At 54.9% G+C, this 12,944-nt stretch carries 12 protein-coding genes; 8 read left to right on the forward strand and 4 right to left on the reverse strand.

Annotated features, from left to right (window positions below; genetic code table 11):
* Positions 1 to 167 precede the first annotated feature (167 nt).
* Entirely contained in the window at positions 168 to 2,144 is a 1,977-nt protein-coding gene (locus ABD013_RS07900; protein ID WP_343804634.1) for a methyl-accepting chemotaxis protein, read from the reverse strand.
* 193 nt (positions 2,145 to 2,337) lie between these two features.
* Here ABD013_RS07900 and ABD013_RS07905 point away from each other — a divergent pair, with 193 nt between their 5' ends.
* Both ABD013_RS07905 and ABD013_RS07910 read left to right on the forward strand, forming a co-directional pair.
* On the forward strand, positions 2,338 to 2,670 hold the full coding sequence (locus tag ABD013_RS07905; protein WP_343804636.1) for a hypothetical protein: 333 nt from the start codon (positions 2,338 to 2,340) through the stop codon (positions 2,668 to 2,670).
* Between the two features lie 228 nt (positions 2,671 to 2,898).
* Positions 2,899 to 3,111, forward strand: a complete 213-nt coding sequence (locus tag ABD013_RS07910) for a cold-shock protein (RefSeq protein WP_181740479.1) — start codon at positions 2,899 to 2,901, stop codon at positions 3,109 to 3,111.
* Positions 3,112 to 3,185: 74 nt separating this feature from the next.
* On the opposite strand, the gene ABD013_RS07915 is transcribed toward ABD013_RS07910, so the two are convergent.
* Positions 3,186 to 4,133: a LysR family transcriptional regulator gene (locus ABD013_RS07915; protein ID WP_343804638.1), complete on the reverse strand. Its 948-nt coding sequence runs from the start codon at positions 4,131 to 4,133 to the stop codon at positions 3,186 to 3,188.
* Positions 4,134 to 4,276: 143 nt separating this feature from the next.
* Here ABD013_RS07915 and ABD013_RS07920 point away from each other — a divergent pair, with 143 nt between their 5' ends.
* From ABD013_RS07920 to ABD013_RS07935, 4 genes are all read left to right on the forward strand, one after another.
* Complete coding sequence (locus ABD013_RS07920) at positions 4,277 to 5,776, forward strand: CoA-acylating methylmalonate-semialdehyde dehydrogenase (protein WP_343804640.1); 1,500 nt, start codon at positions 4,277 to 4,279, stop codon at positions 5,774 to 5,776.
* An 81-nt stretch (positions 5,777 to 5,857) separates the two neighbouring features.
* A complete protein-coding gene (locus ABD013_RS07925) occupies positions 5,858 to 6,907 on the forward strand; it encodes a TRAP transporter substrate-binding protein (protein ID WP_343804642.1) in 1,050 nt (349 codons plus the stop codon).
* Between the two features lie 589 nt (positions 6,908 to 7,496).
* Entirely contained in the window at positions 7,497 to 8,138 is a 642-nt protein-coding gene (locus tag ABD013_RS07930; RefSeq protein ID WP_343804644.1) for a TRAP transporter small permease subunit, read from the forward strand.
* On the forward strand, positions 8,128 to 9,486 hold the full coding sequence (locus tag ABD013_RS07935; RefSeq protein ID WP_343804646.1) for a TRAP transporter large permease: 1,359 nt from the start codon (positions 8,128 to 8,130) through the stop codon (positions 9,484 to 9,486). Before ABD013_RS07930 ends, ABD013_RS07935 begins: the two co-directional genes overlap by 11 nt.
* Before the next feature lie 55 nt (positions 9,487 to 9,541).
* Here the strand turns inward: ABD013_RS07935 and ABD013_RS07940 are convergent, their stop codons facing one another.
* Both ABD013_RS07940 and ABD013_RS07945 read right to left on the reverse strand, forming a co-directional pair.
* Positions 9,542 to 10,126: an HAD family hydrolase gene (locus tag ABD013_RS07940; protein ID WP_343804648.1), complete on the reverse strand. Its 585-nt coding sequence runs from the start codon at positions 10,124 to 10,126 to the stop codon at positions 9,542 to 9,544.
* A gap of 206 nt (positions 10,127 to 10,332) precedes the next feature.
* Positions 10,333 to 10,896 carry a phage integrase N-terminal SAM-like domain-containing protein gene (locus ABD013_RS07945; protein WP_343804650.1) on the reverse strand — a complete coding sequence of 188 codons (564 nt, stop codon included), beginning with the start codon at positions 10,894 to 10,896 and terminating at the stop codon, positions 10,333 to 10,335.
* 360 nt (positions 10,897 to 11,256) lie between these two features.
* Between ABD013_RS07945 and ABD013_RS07950 the strand changes: the two genes are divergently transcribed.
* Both ABD013_RS07950 and ABD013_RS07955 read left to right on the forward strand, forming a co-directional pair.
* On the forward strand, positions 11,257 to 12,036 hold the full coding sequence (locus tag ABD013_RS07950; RefSeq protein WP_343804652.1) for a hypothetical protein: 780 nt from the start codon (positions 11,257 to 11,259) through the stop codon (positions 12,034 to 12,036).
* Positions 12,037 to 12,093: 57 nt separating this feature from the next.
* Complete coding sequence (locus ABD013_RS07955) at positions 12,094 to 12,894, forward strand: restriction endonuclease (protein WP_343804654.1); 801 nt, start codon at positions 12,094 to 12,096, stop codon at positions 12,892 to 12,894.
* Positions 12,895 to 12,944: the final 50 nt, after the last annotated feature.

Consider the following 12,944-nt stretch of genomic DNA (forward strand, 5'->3'; position numbering starts at 1 on the left):
TTTACCCTCCGTCTTTTTGGCGTATTACCACAAGGGTAGACGCAAACGACGGAAGTGGCAGTGGCATGGTTCGAACGGAGTGTTTTGGCCGACAAAATCCCTTCAGTCGGCCAAAACACGCAAGGAAAGAGGGTGTGGGCAATAGAGGATTCCCTTGCCCCGGGGATTCAGGTCCTGAACCGCTGGATCATCTGGCTAAGCTGCTGCGCCATCTGCAGCTGCTGCTGGGCATGTTCTGACAGCACACGAGCACTGTCGCTGATCGCCTCGGCACTGTTGTCGATACCGGTAATATTGCGGCCGATATCACTGATGGCGGTGGATTCTTCCTCCGCCGCGGCCGCTATCTGGGTGGACATGTTGGTGATATTGCCGATCGCATCGACGATGGCATCCAGTGCCCCTTCTACTTCCCGCGCACGCTCGGTTGCCACTTCCATATCCCGCTGATTGCTCTCTACCAGCTCGCTGGCTTCATGGGTTTCCTGCTGCAGCTTGCGGATGATCTCGTCGATCTCGGAGGTCGAAGCCTGGGTGCGTTGTGCCAGAGTGCGGACTTCATCGGCTACCACGGCAAAGCCGCGGCCGTGCTCGCCGGCCCGGGCCGCTTCGATCGCCGCATTCAGCGCCAGCAGGTTGGTCTGCTCGGATACATTGTTGATAACACTGGTGACGTCGGAAATGCGATGACTGCTTTCGTTGAGGCGGGCGGTCATTTCCGCCAGGCGGCGGCTGTCACTGGCCAGGTTGGAGACGGCGTTAACGGCCGCCTGGACTTTTTTGTGTCCGCTTTGGGCCAGACTGTCGGCCTGGTGGGCGGCGTCAGACGCGCTGACCGTACTGTTGGCAACATCCTGTACCGCAGTGGAAACTTCCTCGACAGCGGCCGCTACCTGCATGGTTTCATCGCTTTGCAGTTTCAGACTTTGTTCTGCTTCCAGCACGATCTTGCTGGTGTTATCCGCTTCCGCATTGAGTTGCTGGCTGGAAGCGGCAACTTCCTGAATGGCGGCAGCGAAGTTGTCCAAAGTATGGTTCAGTTGCTCGGCCACCACGCCCAGCTCATCACGTGAAAGAACGCTGGCGCGTACGGTCAGGTCATGCTCGTTACGAACCATGCGCATGGTTGAAGCCAGGCTGTCGACCTGGCGATGCAAGCCACGGATGATCCAGAAAGATACCAGCCCCACCAGCAGCAGAATACCCAGCAGGATCGATGTGGCCACCCAGATCTGTTGCAGTGCGGTTTCGTGAGCCGAGCGGGCGCTGCCGAGCAACTTGCCGGCCAGGTTGTCCTCGAAACTCTTCATGGCGTTGATACGATCCGTCGCGCGATCGAACCAGAAGGTGCCTTCTACGCCAAAGTTGCCTTCGGTGGCCTTGTCGCTGGCGGTCTGGCGCAGTTGTGCGACGGCGGAAAACTCTTTGGAGTTTTCCAGTGCTGCCAATGCCTGGACCTGATCGTTGGCGGCCAGTGCCTTGAACATGTTCAGATAGGTGTTCTGTTCGGAGACCAGGTTGATGAAGCGGGGATATAGTCCGGCCGCAAACTGGTTGCTGGCGAACACATTGCTCAGTACCGCGCGCTCGATGCCGGCCCGTTCCTTGGCCTGCAGGAAGGCGTAGAAGGCACCGGCACTGCGTGCGATTCGGGCATCATTGCTGATGCCTGAGGTGGTGGCGGCGATGCTGAGCAGGTCGGCATTGAGGCTGGTGTAGTAGCCCAGTGCCTTGCCCAGCGGGATATTCTGCTGGTCTGCACTGTTACGGATGCTGCCAAGCTGATTCAGCTGCTGCTGTATCCGGTCCAGCGTGCGTTTGATGGCAGGGGTGCTGATCGGATTCTGTTGCAGATAGTTGTGCCAGCTTTGCTGTGCCTGGTCGGTGAGCTGACGCTGTCGGTTCAGCTTGTCAGCAAAGGCCTGGGTGCCGGAGCCGAGCCAGCCGCTGGTGGCGCCACGCTCTTTTTGCAATTCATGAACCAGCGCGCTGTTGAACGTGGTCAGTTCGACTTCCGCCTCAAGCACCTGCAGCTGAGCGGCATGCTGGTATTCGGTCAGAACCGAGCGTCCCAGCAAAATGATCAAGGCGAACACGGGCAGGAGGATCAGGAGCAGGATCTTGTGAATGAAGCGAATATTCATGGTCGACTTCCTTGAGGCAGTGCTGTCGCAAGATGGCACCATTGGTACATGGACTAGAGACTAGAGCAGAGCAGGTCGATTTTCCAGCTCTTTAATGAGGTTATCAGGGGGTTGGAGCCGCTGAAAAAAATGCATGGGGGAGCATTGTAATTGGTCTTGACTGGGGTATGATGCGATAAAGATATTTTATCCGGTGCTGTCAATACCGCGTGAAATCGGCATTACAGCGGCCTTTAAGCAGGCAGCCGGGCGACCGGAAATATCCGGTACGGAGTTAGATTTACTTGATACGACTGTATTTCAGCGGTTCGATGGCCGCCCGCAAGACCTCGCCAGCTACAGCCAAGGCTGTGGCAAGACGCGTATTTCCATCTGCCCGGCATTATTCCTACAGCAGATGGTCACCCGCTCGTTTTCTTTCCCGCTCTTTTCTCATGTCTTCCACGCCTTTCCGTTTGACTCCAGCAGCAATGCCATGCGGCCTGCTTGCGTGTGCAGTCACGGGATCGCAATGAAGCGGATCTAGACTGGAGAGGCTCGAGGTTTTCGGCGGTACTGGTGCGATGAGTGTCTGTACCAAGGAAGATTTCCGTTCCCGAAGTGGTCGGGAACAGGATGGGTCGGTAGCCAGGAGGCTGCTGGCAACCGGATCGGCATGAGGCCGGTTCGCCAAGATCGGATGGCACCTGGGTGCGTCCATACATAAGAAAAACCAGCGCATCGCTGGTGTACATGCAAAAGAAAGAGGCAAAAAATGTCACAGCTCGTTACCGGTACCGTTAAATGGTTCAACGATGAAAAAGGCTTCGGCTTTATCCAGCAGGAAAATGGCCCGGACGTATTCGTTCACTTCCGCGCTATCAACGGTACTGGTCGTCGCACTCTGCACGAAAACCAGACTGTAACTTTCGAAGTTACTCAGGGCCAGAAAGGTCCTCAGGCTGAAAACGTAACTGTTGTCGCCTAATCGCTGACAGTTCGTATTTCGCAACAGCGGGCGTTCTGCCCGCTGTTCTGTTTTTACCCTTCACGTCTACCCAATCAAGCCCGTGGGACCGCCAGGGGCAGCTGCAGACCTGTGTCACTTTCTCCCAGCAACCAGGGCTGATTGAGCTCGATCGCCTCCTTCAGAAATTGCCACAGCAGGCGTACTCGCAGTAGCTGACGCTGTTCCGCCCGTGCCGCAATCCAGAATTCTCGACAGATATCGATCTCCGACTGCAGCAGGCTATGCAGGTCTGGTGCCTGATCGGCCATGAAGCAGGGCAGAATGGCGATCCCGGCACCCGCGCGCACTGCGTGCAGCTGGGTGATCACGCTGGTGCTGCGTTGGGCAAAATGGGGAGGGGTTGGCAGCTCCCGTAACAGGGGATCCAGGTAGCACAGCTGATCGCTGAATACCTGGTCATCGACATAGCCGATCAACTCAAACCGGGACAGCTCGCCGATACTGGAGGGTTTTCCTCTGCGCGCCAGATAGCCGGTCTCACCGTAAAGCCTGAGTCGATAATCGCACAGCCGGGATACCACCATTTCAGCGTTCTTGGGCCGGTCGATGGTGATCGCCAGGTCTGCTTCGTGCCGGGCCAGGTTGACGGCTCGGGGTACGGCCAGCAGCTCTACGGTGACATCCGGGTAGCGGCGCTGAAAGGCGCTCAGCAGCGGGGTGATTACATAGGTGCCAAAACCTTCAGTCACACCGACGCGGATCTGACCGCTGACCTGCAGGTTCTGATTGCTGATGCTCTCGGTGGCGCCGGTGGCCTGCCGAGCCATCTCCTCGGCAAACAGGAGCAGCTGCTCGCCGGCGGCGGTCAGTTTGTAGCCATGGGTGCTGCGTTCGAACAGCTGTGTATTGAGCTCGGTCTCGAAGCGGCGGATGCGGCGCGATACCGTTGAGTGGTCTATGGTTAATCGGCGCGCAGCATCGGTCAGCCGGTCAGCACGAGCGACTTCAAGAAAGATCTGGATATCCTGCCAGTTAAACATTCGAATTCCTTGTGCGTTTTTGCACAGCCAATGTGCTCGGGTGAGCGTTGTCTGTCAACAGGATGCGCCGCTAGACTCGAATACAGCCTCAAACAGGGTTTTGTTTTGCCTGAATACACAAAAAATATAAGGAGATCAGGTGTATGTCGGTTCGAGAAATTCCTCTGTTCATCAACGGTGAAGCGGTACGCTCGGTCAGCACTGACTGGCGCGATGTGGTCAATCCGGCTACGCAGGAAGTGGTAGCACGTGTACCTTTTGCCACCGAGGATGAAGTCAATCAGGCTGTTGCCACAGCCAAGGAAGCGTTCAAGTCCTGGCGCAAGGTGTCGCTGGCCCAGCGCATGCGTATCATGCTGCGTTTCCAGGCACTGGTGCGCGAGCACACGGCCGAACTGGCTGCGCTGATCACCGAAGAACATGGCAAGACACTGCCGGATGCCGAAGGCGAAGTCGGCCGTGGCCTGGAAGTGATCGAACACGCCTGCTCCATCACCTCGCTGCAGCTGGGCGAGATAGCCGAGAATGCGGCCGGTAACGTCAATGTCTACTCCCTGCAGCAGCCGCTGGGCGTCGGTGCCGGTATCACCGCGTTCAACTTCCCGGTGATGCTGCCCTGCTTCATGTTCCCGCTGGCGATCGCGACCGGTAACACCTTTGTGCTCAAGCCGTCCGAACAGGACCCGACATCCACCATGCGTCTGGTCGAGCTGGCCCATGAAGCAGGTATTCCCAAGGGTGTGCTTAACGTGGTGCACGGTGGACCGGACGTGGCCAACCAGATCTGTGACCACCCGGATATCAAGGCGCTTTCCTTCATCGGCTCCACCCATGTGGGCACCCATATCTACGACCGTGCCGGTGCCGCCGGCAAACGTGTGCAGTCGATGATGGGCGCCAAGAACCACTGTGTGATCATGCCGGATGCCAACCGCAGTCAGGCGATCCACAACGTCATCGGTTCCTGCTTCGGTGCGGCGGGCCAGCGCTGCATGGCCAACTCCGTAGTGGTGCTGGTCGGCCAGGCGAAAGAATGGCTGCCGGAGATTATCGAAAGCTCCAAAACCATGAAAGTGGGTCCGGGTACGCAGCGTGATGCAGATCTTGGGCCGCTGGTATCACCGCAGGCACGTGACCGCGTGGTCAGCCTGATTGATGCCGGTGTCGCCGAGGGTGCTACCCTGGCGCTGGATGGTCGTGGCATCAGCGTTGAAGGTTACCCCAACGGCAACTTTGTCGGCCCGACCATCTTCACTGACGTGAAGCCGGGCATGCGTATCTATGACGAAGAGATCTTCGGCCCGGTAATGTGCATCGTGACCGCTGATACTCTGGATGAGGCGATCGAATTCATCAACGCCAACCCCAATGGCAACGGCACTTCCATCTTCACCAACTCCGGCTGGGCGGCACGCCGCTACGAGGCCGATATCGATGTGGGGCAGGTCGGCATCAACGTACCCATCCCGGTACCGGTGGCCTTCTTCAGCTTCACCGGCTCACGCGGTTCCAAACTGGGTGACCTCGGCCCGAACGGCAAGCAGGCGATCCAGTTCTGGACCCAGACCAAGACCGTTACGTCGCGCTGGTTCGAGCCCGACAACGAGTCGGAAGGCGTCAATACCACCATCAGCATGAAATAAAGAAGAGTTCAGCACGGCCCACGTGGGCCGTGCTGCTGCATTCTGTTTTCACCTGCAATAACAACAAAAGGATGTGAAATCATGAGTCAGTTCTCCCGTATCACCACCGCTCTGGGAGCGGGTGCCGCTGCACTGGCACTGTCCACCTCCCTGCAGGCCGCAGGACCGTCCAAGCTGGACGTAGCCAACACTTTCAACACCAACCTGTTCATCGGTGAAGGCGCTGTGCGTTTTGCACAGGAGCTGGAAACCGTGACTGATGGCAAGGTGAAACTTAAGGTGCATAACCCCGGTGACCTGGTCCCGGCGTTTGAAGTGTTCAACGCGGTTTCTTCCGGTGCCATACCGGCCGGCTGGGACTGGATCGGCTACTGGGCCGGTACCGTACCGGTGACCAACCTCTATGGTGCGCTGCCGTTTGGCCCGACGCCGGAAGCCTTCATGTCCTGGATGTGGGCAGGCGAGGGTACCGAAATCCTGCAGAGCGCCTATGACCAGTACAACGTGAAGGTACTGCCGTGCTTCATCTCTCCGCAGGAAACCGGTGGCTGGTACAACAAGGAGATCAAGGACATCAAGGACTTTGATGGCCTGCGCATGCGTATCTCCGGTCTGGGAGCCAAGGTGCTGAACAAGTTTGGCGCGTCTACCCAGCTGATTCCGGGCGGCGAAATATACCTGGCGCTGGAACGAGGCCGAATCGATGCCACCGAGTTCTCGGTGCCTCAGGTCGACCAGATCATGGGCTTCGAAGACGTCACCAAGTACTACTACTTCCCGGGCTGGCACCAGTCTGCCAGCTGGTTCTCGTTCATCATCAACAAGGATGTCTGGAACGAGTATGACGATGCCACCAAGGCCAAGTTCGAGACCGCCTGCCGTGCCACCCTGCAGTGGGCCATGGCTGAAGCTCCGGCCGAGCAGATCCGCACCATCCGCAAGCTGGAAGAGAAAGGCGTAGAAGTGAAGCGCTTCCCTGAGCCTGTGCTGGCCGAACTGCGCAAGGGTTGGGACGAAGTGCGTGAAGAGGAGATGAAAAACAATCCTCTGTTCGCCAAGGCCTACGAGTCGCTGATGAAGCACAGCAAACTGGTGGATGAGTGGTATGAGCTGCAGGCAACTCCGCGCTGATAAGGCAGGATTGTTTGCACTGATCTGAGATACGTGTGTTGTTGATATCTTGGGTGGGGGGAAGACGTTTGCCCCAGGGCAAAAGAATCTTTCCCCGTTTACAGGTGAGGGACAGCTATTACAGCCGCCGGATTTTGAGCGGCGGGTCAATGTAATCGCTTGATCCTTTCACCTGCTGCCCGAGGCATGGATGACCACCAATAAGAAGATCAAGCTGTTAACCCTGTGTGTTCCCCTGATGGCTCCTGGGGCCTTTGCGCTCAATGCTCACGCCAAACGCAACTGCCTATTCCACGAGAAACAGCTTTGGTGCCTGTGCTGAGTATATCGCCGGCCAGATTAGCCAGTTGAGCGGGCAAACACTCAAGGTATATTCAAAAAGAATTTGATGAAGTACTGCCAGTCCAGATACAGGCGCTACAGGAACTGAAGGAGAAAAGTGTCAGTGTTAAACGCTTCCCGGAGCCGGTCATTGCCGAGTTGCGCAAGGGGTGGGATGAAGTGCGGGAAGAGAAGATGCAAAACAATCCGGAATTCAAGGAAGCCTACGAGTCGCTGTTGAAGCACTCTGCTCTGGTAGATGAATGGTATGAACTCCAACAGATATCCAACTAATCCAAATCTGCCCGGCTGGCGCCAGAACGGCGCTCGCTGGTGCGCCTGCCTGGCCTGCCCGTTGATCGGGCTGGGCCGCTGGCTGGGCAAGGTCAGCAGTTGGCTGGTGCTGGGCGTAATGCTGGCGGTACTGGCCACGGTGCTGATGAATGCGCTGGGCATTAACGAACTGATGCGCTGGGACGACAAGGTCCTGCTGCTGGGCAAGGCGATTACCATCAATACGGTGACCGAGCTACAGTGGCACCTGTTCGGCCTGTTGACCCTGATCGGGGCCAGCTATGCCATGCATGCCAACACGCATGTACGGGTCGATATGTTGCATCATCGCATGTCGCCGGCGACCCGGCACTGGGTCGAAATCATTGGCCACCTGCTGCTGCTGATTCCGTTCTGCGTACTGATCGCCTGGCTGTCGAAGCACATGGTGCAGATGTCCTATGTCTCGGGCGAACAGTCCAACTATGGCGGTTTGACCGACCGTTTTCTGATCAAGGGAGCATTGCCGGCGGGGTTGCTGCTGCTGGCGTTGGGTGCGCTGGGGCAGGTATTTGATCGCCTGTCGCGCATTCTGGATCCGGCACGTGATGTAGAGGAGAGCTCGGATGCTGGATGAATATGGACTGGCCATTGCGATGGTCGTTGCGCTATTGGTAGGCATTTTCAGTGGCTATCCGGTGGCGTTTCTGCTCGGTGGACTGGGCATCGTATTTGCGTTTATCGGCGATATCCCGCTGCCGTTTCTGGGCACGGTGGCATCGCGTATTTTCGGTGGGGTGATTGAGAACTGGCTGTTGATCGCCATTCCGCTGTTCGTGTTCATGGGCCTGATGCTGGAGCGATCCGGCGTCGCCAAAAACCTGCTGCTCACCCTGCAGCGCCTGTTCGGTAATGTCCGTGGTGGCCTGGCGGTATCGGTGGCATTGCTGGGCGTGGTAATGGCGGCCAGTACCGGCATCATCGGTGCCTCGGTGGTAATGCTGGGGCTGCTGGCGTTGCCGGTAATGCTCAAGCAGGGCTACAAGCCGGAAATGGCCTATGGGGTCGTCGCTGCGTCCGGCACCCTGGGGATTCTGATTCCGCCCTCGATCATGCTGGTACTGATGGGCTCGATCATGCAGATCTCCGTGGGCGACCTGTTCAAGGCGGCGCTGATTCCTGGCTTGATGCTGGGGGGACTTTATACCCTCTACCTGCTGATCGCGGCCTGGCTGCGACCGGACTGGGCGCCACTGGCGAGCGAAGGCGGAGCGGCCGAGGAGGCCGAGAATCAGGCACCTTTGGCGGTTGCACTGCTGCGTGACCTGCTCGGGCCGGTGGTGCTGATTGTCGCTGTACTGGGCTCGATCATGGCCGGTATTGCCACGCCGACGGAAGCCGCGGCGATCGGGGCGGCGGGTGCCATGTTGCTGGCGCTCTTCCTGAAGCAGCTCAATGTGAAGGCACTGCGCGAGGTTTGTCGTTCGACCTCCAAAACCTCGGCCATGATCCTGTTCGTGGTGGTGGGGGCGACCTGTTTCAGCGTGGTGTTCAAGCGTCTGGGCGGGGCCGACATGATCGAAGAGATGATCACCGGTACCGGTTTGGGGCCCTATGGCCTGCTGCTATTGCTGATGGGGCTGATCTTCCTGCTCGGTTTCTTCCTTGAGTGGATCGAAATCAGTTTCGTCATTCTGCCGCTGCTGTTGCCGGTGGTCAGTGACCTTGATTTCGGCGGCGTGCTGCAAGGAGATGCGGTGCTGGTCTGGTTCGCCATTCTGGTGGCGATCAACCTGCAAACCAGCTTCCTGACACCGCCCTTCGGTTATGCGCTCTTTTACCTGAAGGGGATCACTCAGGGTAATGTCAGCATCGGCACTATCTACAAGTCGATCATCCCCTTTGTGCTGCTGCAGCTGGCCGGGCTGGTGCTCTGCATCCTGTTCCCGTCCATCGTGCTCTGGCTGCCGGGGCTGAACGGCTAGGTTTTCCAGCGAGTGTTAGAGGCCAGGGAAGGCCTGATGAAACAGGACAAAGCACTTACTGAAAGCCAAACATGGCCTCATGCAGCGATTGAAAGTCCGGAAAGGCATAATCAGCCAAGTGAGAATAGTCAGGCAGCCGGGTGTAGTTCACCAGGCAGGCTTGCATGTTGGCATTGCGACCGGCCTCCAGATCATACCGATAATCACCCACCATCAATATCGCCTGCGTCGGCAGTGCGAAATCACGCGCGATCACCAGCAGCGCCGACGGATCGGGTTTGGGCCTGGAATTCTCTCGTGTAATCACACGCTCAATAGGGATGGCGTTGCGCTCGATTTTCAGTCTTGAAGACTGGCAGGAGTTGCGCGTCACGATCGCCATCGGCATCCCGTGCTCAAGGCAGGTATCAACGAAGGCACGGGCGCCCGGGATCCATTCACAGCGTTGTGCATCCTGCAGTTCATGGCGGTGAATGATGGCCATGGCCTCTTGCTGCTGTTCGGCTGGCAAAGACTCCAGAAACGTCAGTACATCGGCCCCAGATGGACAGCCGATTTCCCGCTTGATGGCGGCAAAATCTAGAGAGGATGACACCAGAGTGCCGTCCAGGTCGAAAATCACGCCTCGTAGTTGTTTCACTCTGCCGCCTCTGAAGAATCCGGGTTGAACTGGTTACTTTATCAGCCCTGTTCGACAGGACGGAGCCTGAATTTATCCCAAGGCATACGCAAGCGGCTATGCGATTGGTTCATTGGGCGGACCCGGGATCGGTGAATATCAGTGGTATCGAGACTTCTCGCATCAAGCCGGCGAACTCAGCATACCACCCTGCCGCTGACGTTCGCTTACAGTGTATGGACCCTGAGTGCCTGCTCCTGCAAGGGGGCATGCAGGCATTTCCCCAGCACTGTTTTTCGATCCTTGTTGCCCTTACCGCTCCTTACCGTGATGGAGTTATCAGAGAAACCGATATCCTGAACGCGGAGGCGCAGGCACTCGGTAATACGAAGCCCACTGCCGTACAACAAGGAAAAAATCAGCCGGTTGCGAGGATCAAGCTGATCCAGTATCAGAGCTACTTCGGAAGGTGTCAGAACAACAGGCAAGCGCCGGTATCGTTTGGCGTGCTGAAAATCCAAGTCGCCGAGTTCGATGTTGAGCACTTTGTGGTAAAGAAACGCCAGAGCATTCAAAGCGGTTTTCTGCGTGTTGATTGCTACATTATTGTCGTTGGCCAAGGATGTCAGAAAAGCGCGGACTTCTTGTGCGCCCATCTGTGCCGGATGGTTGAGGCGGTGGAAGTAGATAAAGCGCTTGATCCAATGAAGATAGGTCTTCTCCGTGCGCAAGCTATACCCGCGTAACCTGAGTTCTTGACGAATGTGGTTCAGAAACGGGCTCTGTCCCATGTCAGCACCTCCTGTGCATAACTGATCCTATAGCACTGTATTTATATGCAGCATATTTGTCTATGTCGAGATCCCGTGCACGAATCGATGCAAGAGTGTGTTCATTTGCTACTGGAATCAGCGCTCAAAATGGTTCAGTATCAGATGATTATGGACATTCTGTCGCAGAATACTGCGCAGAAACTCTCGCACAAATGCGCATGCACGTTTTCAACGGAGGAGAATGGCTGTGATTCATCGTTTATCAAATAAATAAAGTAAGTTAGCCTTTCTCTCTGCGCCCGTTGCTTGAGCAAAAACACGCATGCGCAGTATTAAAATGTTAGTTTTAGCCATCACAAGCTAAGGAGAAAGTAGTTGGTGAATAGTATCCCAAAAGAAATATGGATAGCGGCTGTATCTGCAATACTTGGAGCCTTAGCCTCCTTTTACATACCTAGTTTATTAAAAGCGGATAATATTGAGCTCGAATTCGCCCCTTTCTACAAAGAAAAGTTTATCAATATTCCAAATTTACTTGATGGTCGAGTGGAAATATCTGTAGATGGCAAGCCTCAGCAAAACCTGTCGGTAATGGATGTTTATCTTTTCAATAGGTCTTATAAAGATATAAAGAAAATCCCCCTTACTTTTGAGTTTTACAGTGATGGGAACTCACCATTACCAGAGCTTTTGGGTAAGCAGCTAAAAGTACCAGAAACATTCCCAAAAGACTCTGTAAGCGAAGTGGTGCAAACAGATAGAAGTCACGTGAGATATGAGGTGTCGAGCATGCCAGTGGCTGATGACTATGATACAGATTTTATCGCTTCGTTTGTCTTCTTGGGCGAAACGTCGCCTAAAGTACGAGTTCAATCCGATTACACGGATAACAAAGTAATTTCTATCTACGAATACGATAAGGCTCGAAGGGAACGAAACGAAATAATTCAAATATTTTCTATATTTATACCGCTTTTAGCACTATTTATTGCTTGGCTAATTTGGGATACAAGGCGTAGCAGTGCGAAATTTCTGGATAAGCTGGGTGATGCGGCGGAAGAAATTGGGGAGTTTAGTATTGGGAAAGAGAAGTTACGTGAAATAGCTATTGAAAGCTACAAACGTGCCACCAAAAAAACTAAAAAACGCGTCAATTAGGACGCTCGCAAGCTCGCGCCTATTACGCGAGCGTTAGTCATCAAGACGGGAGAAAGCGTGGCTAAAGATTGGTTCACTTTTCAAGAGAGGATAAAGGATCACTTCGTTTCCATCGGTGCGGATGCTGAAACAAATGTGAGGATTCAGGGCGTACGTACGGTACATGATATCGATGTATTGGTGCGTACAAAATATCTAGGCGAAGACCTAACTTGGATAGTTGAAGCTAAGCATTGGAAATCGAAGGTAACAAAAGCTCAAGTACTCACTTTGCGATCAATAGTCGATGACGTTGGCGCTGATAGAGGTTTTATTGTGTCGCTCGCGGGGTTTCAAAGCGGCGCCATGGATGCGTCAAAAAACACAAATGTAACGCTGAAAACCTTCGAGCAACTAAAGGCACACACAAAGGAAGTAGTAGAAAGCGAAATACTAAAGGCTTATAAAGAACGCTTAGGTATAATCGAGGATAGATATTGGTCACATGCAAAAAGAGTTCGGATAGAGTACGGACTTAGACATGACTTTATGGATTTCTCAGGTCACTTTACTGGGCAAGAACTTCTTGCAACAGCTCGTTCAGCAATTATGCTAGCTGGAGTTCGAAAATATCCAATTGATTTACAGATGCATTTAACGAAGCATAAAGGTGAAGCCATCGCCCATAACTTTCAGCAATTAATAAATTGGCTTAATTTGAATTTGAATCACTTCGACGAAAAACTACTTGAAGCCGAATGGGCAATGTACCAGAACGGCGACTTCAAACCTAGAGTTGGTAGGACACCTCTTGGAGAAAAACACGTAACTGAATATCTGGCAGACGGCCTATTTCAGGCACTTGAAAATGATGACTAACAAAACGTTCAAAAACGTTCGCTACGCTCACTGGGACCTCGCTACGCTCG

Origin of the sequence: Marinobacterium maritimum (assembly GCF_039523155.1) — a bacterium.
GTDB lineage: Bacteria > Pseudomonadota > Gammaproteobacteria > Pseudomonadales > Balneatricaceae > Marinobacterium > Marinobacterium maritimum.

Excerpts from the sequence above, each read along its gene's own strand:
- ABD013_RS07900 (WP_343804634.1), bottom strand. The coding sequence starts at position 2,144 with ATGAATATTCGCTTCATTCACAAGATCCTGCTCCTGATCCTCCTGCCC.
- ABD013_RS07910 (WP_181740479.1), top strand. The coding sequence starts at position 2,899 with ATGTCACAGCTCGTTACCGGTACCGTTAAATGGTTCAACGATGAAAAA.
- ABD013_RS07915 (WP_343804638.1), bottom strand. The coding sequence starts at position 4,133 with ATGTTTAACTGGCAGGATATCCAGATCTTTCTTGAAGTCGCTCGTGCT.
- ABD013_RS07920 (WP_343804640.1), top strand. The coding sequence starts at position 4,277 with ATGTCGGTTCGAGAAATTCCTCTGTTCATCAACGGTGAAGCGGTACGC.
- ABD013_RS07925 (WP_343804642.1), top strand. The coding sequence starts at position 5,858 with ATGAGTCAGTTCTCCCGTATCACCACCGCTCTGGGAGCGGGTGCCGCT.
- ABD013_RS07930 (WP_343804644.1), top strand. The coding sequence starts at position 7,497 with ATGAACTCCAACAGATATCCAACTAATCCAAATCTGCCCGGCTGGCGC.
- ABD013_RS07935 (WP_343804646.1), top strand. The coding sequence starts at position 8,128 with ATGCTGGATGAATATGGACTGGCCATTGCGATGGTCGTTGCGCTATTG.
- ABD013_RS07945 (WP_343804650.1), bottom strand. The coding sequence starts at position 10,896 with ATGGGACAGAGCCCGTTTCTGAACCACATTCGTCAAGAACTCAGGTTA.